This window comes from Pseudoalteromonas umbrosa (assembly GCF_030125375.1).
GTDB lineage: Bacteria > Pseudomonadota > Gammaproteobacteria > Enterobacterales > Alteromonadaceae > Pseudoalteromonas > Pseudoalteromonas umbrosa.
This window is the reverse complement of record NZ_JASJUU010000011.1, coordinates 1-7348: the sequence shown is the minus strand read 5'-3', so window position 1 is coordinate 7348 and position 7348 is coordinate 1. Positions and strand designations below refer to the sequence as shown.

Annotated in this window: 2 protein-coding genes; both read left to right on the top strand. The window is 41.0% G+C overall.

Translation table 11 applies throughout. The features are described from left to right. Nucleotides 1–10 precede the first annotated feature (10 nt). The gene (locus QNM16_RS24855) at nucleotides 11–6829 is read left to right on the top strand and encodes a non-ribosomal peptide synthetase (RefSeq protein WP_284022915.1); all 6819 of its coding nucleotides are present in this window, start codon (nucleotides 11–13) and stop codon (nucleotides 6827–6829) included. Beyond that, a partial coding sequence (locus tag QNM16_RS24850; RefSeq protein WP_284022914.1) for a condensation domain-containing protein occupies nucleotides 6826–7348 on the top strand: 523 nt, incomplete at its 3' end. The genes QNM16_RS24855 and QNM16_RS24850, both read left to right, overlap by 4 nt.

Below are 7348 nucleotides of genomic sequence, written 5' to 3'. Positions count from 1 at the left end.
AGTTCCAGCGGTGTTAAGTATTGATGAAACACAGACAGTAGGGGCGTGGCTAAAAGATCTACATAGCGACTTAATTGAGCGAGAGTCTTATAGCTATTTACCACTGGCAGAGATCCAGCGCTGCGGGAGTTGGGGACAGCAAGGTCTATTTGATAGTTTATTAATTTTCGCTAATTACCCAATGGATGACTCATTAGGCAGCAAAGCAACGCAAGCCGGACTGGATGGCGAGTTTATTAGCTCATTTGAGGAAACTAACTATGCAATTACTGTTAGTGCAACATTGACGAATATTTTAGATATTGCTGTTGAATATAATACTCAGCAATACAATGACTGTGATATACAGCAAGTCGTAGCACATTTTAAGCAATTGCTTCTGTCTTTAACGGCAAGCCAGCATAAACAGCTTGGTCTTATTGAACTACTGTCACCTAGTGAAGCTTCTTATTTAGTTGATGAGCTTAACCCTGATGTTGTGAGCGTAGATCTGCCACTTTTACACCAAGAATTTGAGGTGCAAGCGAAGCAAAATCCAGATAACACGGCACTGTGGTTTGCAGGGGAAGAAATCACTTATGAAGCGCTGAATAACAGAGCCAACCAACTTGCGCATTTCTTACGTGCACAGGGCGTGCAATCGGATAGTTTTGTTGCCTTATGTATTGAGCGTTCGATTGATTTAATTGTTGCAATCTTAGGTGTATTAAAAGCAGGTGGTGCATATATCCCAGTTGATGTTACTTACCCTGAGTCAAGAATTGCGTATATTTTGGATGATGCGAATGCTGAGATTATACTTACTCAGCAAGATCTTATTTCGGAATTACCAGCAGATGACCAAATGCTGTTAGCACTTGATGACGAGATGATTGAAGGGCTATTAGATCAATATCCTCAGAGCAACTTGAATTCTAGCGAGCAGTCTACGAGTGACGTTGCATATGTTGTCTATACTTCCGGTTCAACTGGCCAGCCAAAAGGTGTGATGGTTGAACATCATAGTATTGCCAATTTAGCGTTATCGTTAAGTGAAACATATCGAATTGAGCAAACAGCTAGGTTATTGCAGGCACATTCACCAGCATTTGATGTTGCACAAGCGGATATTTTTATGACTTTATCACGCGGTGCAACCCTGGTACTGTGTCCACAAGAAAAGCAGAATATGCTCACGCATATCAATAAATTACTAGATAGCCAACGCATAACTCACTTTGCAATATCGCCGACTTTTTTGTCTTTGATCAAAGTTCCAAAAACCACATCATTACAAGCGGTTATCTCCGGCGGTGAAATCAGCAATGACACAGTATTAAATTACTGGCAAGAGCGCTGTGCTTACTTTTTTGCATATGGTCCGACAGAAGCCACCGTGTGTAGTCACACTATTGAGTTTAAAGCAGGCATGTTACCAAATAGCATTGGCCGCGCGATTGACAATGTTGAAACTTACATTGTGTCGAAACACAATAAGCTAATGCCATATGGAGCGGTCGGGGAGCTATTAATTGGAGGCACAGGGGTTGCTCGCGGTTATTTGAATCAGGAAGAATTGACTGCGCAGAAGTTTATTGCCAATCCATTTAAACTTGGAAAGTCATGTCGCCTTTATCGTACGGGAGATTTAGTAAGATATTTACCTTGTGGTGGCTTGGAGTTTATTGGTCGAGTAGATGAACAAGTTAAAATCAGAGGGTATCGCGTTGAGCTAGGTGAAGTTGAACAGCAGCTGGTAAATAACGAGCTTGTTTCGGCAGCTTATGTCACTGTGCAGGAACAAGAGGGAGCTAAGCGCTTAGTTGCTTATCTCATTCCGAACTCTACGGATATGGAGAAAAAGTACTTTATCAACTCAGTGAGAAAGTCGCTAGAAGAAAAGCTCCCAGATTATATGATCCCATCAGCTTGGCTTGCGTTAGAAAAGTTTCCACTCACTGCCAACGGTAAAATTGATAAAAAACAATTGCCAGAACCCAACATGGCAGAACTTCAAGGAGATTTCATCGCACCTTCGAATGACGTTGAACAAATACTTGTAGATATTTGGGCTGCGTTACTCAAGATTGATGCTCAGGCACTCAGTGTACAAAGTAGCTTTTTTGAATTGGGAGGTGATTCAATTTTATCGATACAAATGGTATCCAGAGCTGCAAAACGAGGCCTACATTTTACTGTTAAGGATATTTTTGATGCACAAAATATTAGTTCACTTGCACTATTGGCTAAGTCGGGTGTAATTGTTGAAGCTCCTCAAAGTGATATAGAAGGAAAAATGCCGCTTTTACCCATTCATGAGTACTTCTTTGAAGATGAGGTAGATGTTAATCATTACAATCAAGCTGTTTTATTGAGCATTCCAAGCACATTAGAGCAAAGTGTGATTGAGCAAGTTGTTACGCAGCTTTATCGACGTCATGATGCATTGAGGCTGTGTTTTAGTAAAGAAGCAGATGGCTGGCAAGCTGAGTTTCGTGAATATGGATATGATTTAGTTGAAGGTGCAATAGAGTACAAGCAACTGCCTGATGATTCGTATTCAAAGCTAAACCTTGTTGCAGATGAAGTGCATAGAAGTTTGAGCATAGCGGATGCGAACCTGTTTAAGGTAGTTCGAATAAGCCACACGGGGGCGGAGCTTGATAGACTACTCATTGTCATGCACCACTTAATAACTGATGGAGTATCATGGCGAATCATCCTTGAAGATATAGAAAAGTTATTCACGCAGTGGCAAACTAACACTGACCTCCAGCTAGGAGAAAAAACGTCGTCATATCAGCAATGGGCTCAACATTTACAGGCGTATGCACAAAGTGAGTCGCTCCAGCTTGAAAAAAATTATTGGTTGGAACGAGGGTCTTTGCCAACTGTTTGTTTTAGAGAGTATGCGCAGACCGAGTCGCAAAAAGAGGTTAAGAAAACATCTATTTCTTGGCAGTTAAACAGCGAGTTGACCAATCAATTACTCCAAGATTGTCCAGGCGTGTATCGTACGCAAGTAAATGAATTATTATTGGCATCCTTGTTTGTTGCAATGAATCGTTGGTGTGGAGAGTCTACATTACGAGTAGAGTTGGAAGGTCATGGTCGAGAGGCACTTTTTGAATCGATAGATTTAAGTCAAACCGTTGGCTGGTTTACCACGAATTATCCGGTGACGCTCTTTTTACCTGACGGTAGCCTTGATATTGAAGCGTTTATTTGTGCGAGTAAAGAGCAATATAGAACGATCCCGAACAAAGGCATTGGGTTTGGCGTGCTTAAATACATGGCAAAAGACCCCATTGTTAGTAACTTAGAATTACCAGAGCTCGTATTTAATTACCTTGGGCAATTTGATCAAGTTGTAAATGAAAATAACTCTTTTTCGGTTGCACAAGAATCATCTGGTCAAGCTGCAAGTACAGATAGAGTGAATCGCTATCCATTGGTACTTAACGGTATGGTAGCTCAAGATAAACTTAAATTCACATTAGCTTTTGACGAAAACCTGTATAGCGCAGATAGAATGAACTTGCTGATGCAAGAATTTGAGCAAGCCGTTGCTGATATTGTAAGCCATTGCTTAAACACATCGAACGGCCGATACACACCTTCAGATTTTGAGTTGGCAGATGTGGAGCAGCGAGAACTCGATGCATGGACTTGTGATGATATTGTAGATTTATACCCTGCAACCGAAATGCAACAGGGCCTCCTATACCATAGTCTGCTCACGCCAGGAAATTATGTTATTCAGGCTATTTTTGAATTTAAAAATGTGCATTTACCCCACTTCAAGGCTGCATGGGAGCATGTGATTGGTGCACATGAAATCTTTAGAACGTCTTTTGTCGGAAGTGATGTTAATAATACCCATCAACGGGTACATGAGAAGGTTAGGCTGCCATGGACTGAAGTAGATTTAAGTGAACTGAGCGCAAGTGAACAGCTGTCGAAAATTGAACAGTATCGCAGTGAGGATAAGTTGCAAGGTTTTGATATTACTCAAGCGCCTCTGATGCGAGTTACCGTGTTCAAATTAGACGAGCATACATTCCAGTTATTATGGACACATCATCATGCGCTTTTAGATGGGTGGTGTGGTCCAATTATATTTGGTGATGTGACAAAATGTTACCAAGCATTTATGCAAAATCAGCCCGCGTCATTACCACAGCGTATGCCATATAGAAATTATATTGGTTGGCTGCAACAACAAGATATGAGTGACTCAAAAACGTATTGGCATGAGGCATTATCTAAGCTTGGTAAAGTGACGCCAATGCCAATGATGGTAGGGCAAAGCATTCCATTAGCAAAAGATATGGATGACATTCACTTAGATTTATCTGTTGCACAAACAGAACAGTTGCAACATTTAGCGAATGAATGCAAAACCACGGTCAATGTGATTTTACAAGCTTGTTGGGGATTATTGCTCGCTAAGTATAGTGGTGAAACAACGGTGGCATTTGGTACAGTTACGTCGGGTAGGCCCGCTGAACTCGATGGGATCGAAGAAATGGTAGGATTATTCATCAATACGATCCCTACTGTGGTTGATGTTGATTTAGACCTGAGTGTAGCGCAGTGGTTAAATGGACTATATGCTGATTTGGTTACAAGAGAAGCTCATAGCTATCTACCTCTTGCGGAGATCCAGCGGTGCGCGCCAGTGGGTCAACGAGGCTTGTTTGATAGTGTGATTATTTTTGCTAATTATCCTACTGGTGAGGGTATTTCAGAGCAAGTATCAGAGCAGGGGCTAACGGGGGAATTTGTTTCTACTCATGAAGGAACTAATTATGACCTTACAGTGGGAGCTTCTCTTGGGAAAAAGTTGAATGTGAAGCTCCAATATAATCGCAATCAGTATTCTCAAGTGCAAATTGACCAAATTGCTGGACACTTATTTGGTTTACTTACGTCAATTGGAGAAAATAGTGAGCGCTCTGTCAATGAGTTATCAATATTAAATGAAGATGATATAAAGCGTCTCACGTGTGAGATGAACAAACGTATTAATCGAGAGCAAGTTATACCTTTAGCTTCATCCTTTGAGAGCCAAGTTGCGCAACAATCTGATAAGTTGGCAGTATGGAGCGCAGAAGAGTCATTGACTTATAACCAGTTAAATACGAAAGCGAATAAAATTGCTCACCTGTTGCTGTCTCAAGGCGTTGAAAAAGATTCATTGGTTGCGCTATGCATAGAGCGCTCAGTCGATTTAGTCGCAGCTATTGTTGGTGTGAATAAAGCCGGGTGTGCATATGTTCCGGTAGATATGCAGTTGCCAGAGCAGCGTATTAACTTTATTTTAGAAGATACGTGCGCTGACATTATTTTGACTCAAGAAGCATTGTTTTCTGAGTTGCCAATTGACTCTCAAATGGTTGTGCCTTTGGATGGGCAAATGGCAAATACCTTATTGGATGGGTTTGGTAGTGACAACCCAGCGAGGGATGAAAAAGCGCATTTATCATCTTTAGCATACATAATTTACACATCAGGCTCGACTGGAACGCCAAAAGGCGTTATGGTTGAAAATGTTGGTGTCGCAAATGCCGTGCAAGCACTTGCGCTAGAATACAAAATTGACCACTCGTCCAATGTATTACAATTTGTTTCGCCTGCATTTGATGTAGCACAAGCAGATATTTGGATGGCCTTAACATCTGGCGCAGGACTATACCTCGTTGGCAATGATAAATTAGCAGCAATAGAAAATGTAAATAGTGTTCTTAGTGAGCAAAATATTACACACTTATCGCTAGCAGCATCATCGTTATCTATGGTTAAACCAGATTCGGCAACCAATTTAGAAGCGTTAATTGTCGGTGGAGAAAGTAGTAATGAGCATATGTTATCGCTGTGGTCTAAACACTGTCGTTATTACCTTGCTTATGGGCCAACTGAAACAAGTATATGTAGCCATACCAAACAATACTTACCTGGTGTAAGTAATAAGGAAATAGGTTCTAGTATACCTAACGTTTCAAGTTACATTGTATCGCCCTCATTGGATTTGATGCCTATTGGCGCAGTTGGTGAATTGGTGATTGGTGGCATTGGTGTTTCAAGGGGGTATCTAAATCAACAGGCTCTGACAAACGCTAGCTTTATTGAAAACACATTTGATGAATATTCAGGTGAGAAGCTATACCGTACAGGGGATTTGGTTAAGTACCTAGATAATGGCAGTATTGAATTTATTGGCAGAATAGATGAACAGGTTAAAATAAGAGGGCATCGTATTGAGCTGGGCGAAATAGAGCGCCACCTTTCAGAGTTAGACTTTTTAATGGCGAGCGCAGTGATCGCCAAAAAGGATGAATCTGGAGATAGTCGTTTAATTGCCTATATCTCAGCAGCAAGTAGCGATGAATCGAATATATCTTTAATAGAGAAAAGTAAAGAGTATTTAGCGAAAAAGCTGCCTGAATATTGTGTACCTAGTATTTTTACCGTTGTGGATAGGCTACCACTAACAATAAACGGGAAAGTTGATAAAAAGTCCCTTCCTGAGCCAGATCTAGCGCAATTACAGGGAGAGTTTGTACCACTTAGTACAGAAATGGAAGTTACTGTAGGCAAAATTTGGGGGAGAGTTTTGAATCGAGACTCAGATTCAATAAGCGCAGTAAGTAGCTTTTTTGAATTAGGTGGAGATTCACTGCTTGCAGTTAGGTTGGTGACAGAAATTGAAGCTGAGCTAAATGTGAAGCTCGACATTAAGGATCTTTTTTCATTATTGACCATTAAAAAGGTGTCTGAATTTATCGCTGTAACATCGGTTGACGTTGACGTTGATTCTGATGTTGAAGAGGAAGTATTTATAGTATGAGTATATATGAGTTATTTGCTGCGCTCGAACAAAGGCGTATCAAGCTGTTATTAACAGACGATGAGCAAATAAAGATCTCCGCGCCGAAAGGCGCGATGGATCAGCCATTATTATCAGCAATTAAGCAACATAAAAGTGATATTATTGATAGGTTATTGGCGAATAAGGCCAGTTCAGAAAATAAAATCGCGGTTACTAAATTGCAGCAAAGCCAATTGTCGTATTCGCAAAAGCGAATGTGGTTTGCACATCGAATGGAGCCAGCAAGTGCTCAATATAATATGTCTCACGCTGTAAAAATTTCAGGCGCGTTTGATGTTGCTAGAGCTGAGGCGGTGATCTCAGAAATTATTCAGCGTCATCAAGTGTTGCGCACCGTATATCGTGATACCGATGATGGACCGATACAGGTTGTGCAAGACGCTGCACACTTGTTTTCTATGCCGATTATTGATTTGCAAAACACACCACACTCTCAGCAGCACGCCCAGATCTCCCAATTGATAAACCAAGAGGCAA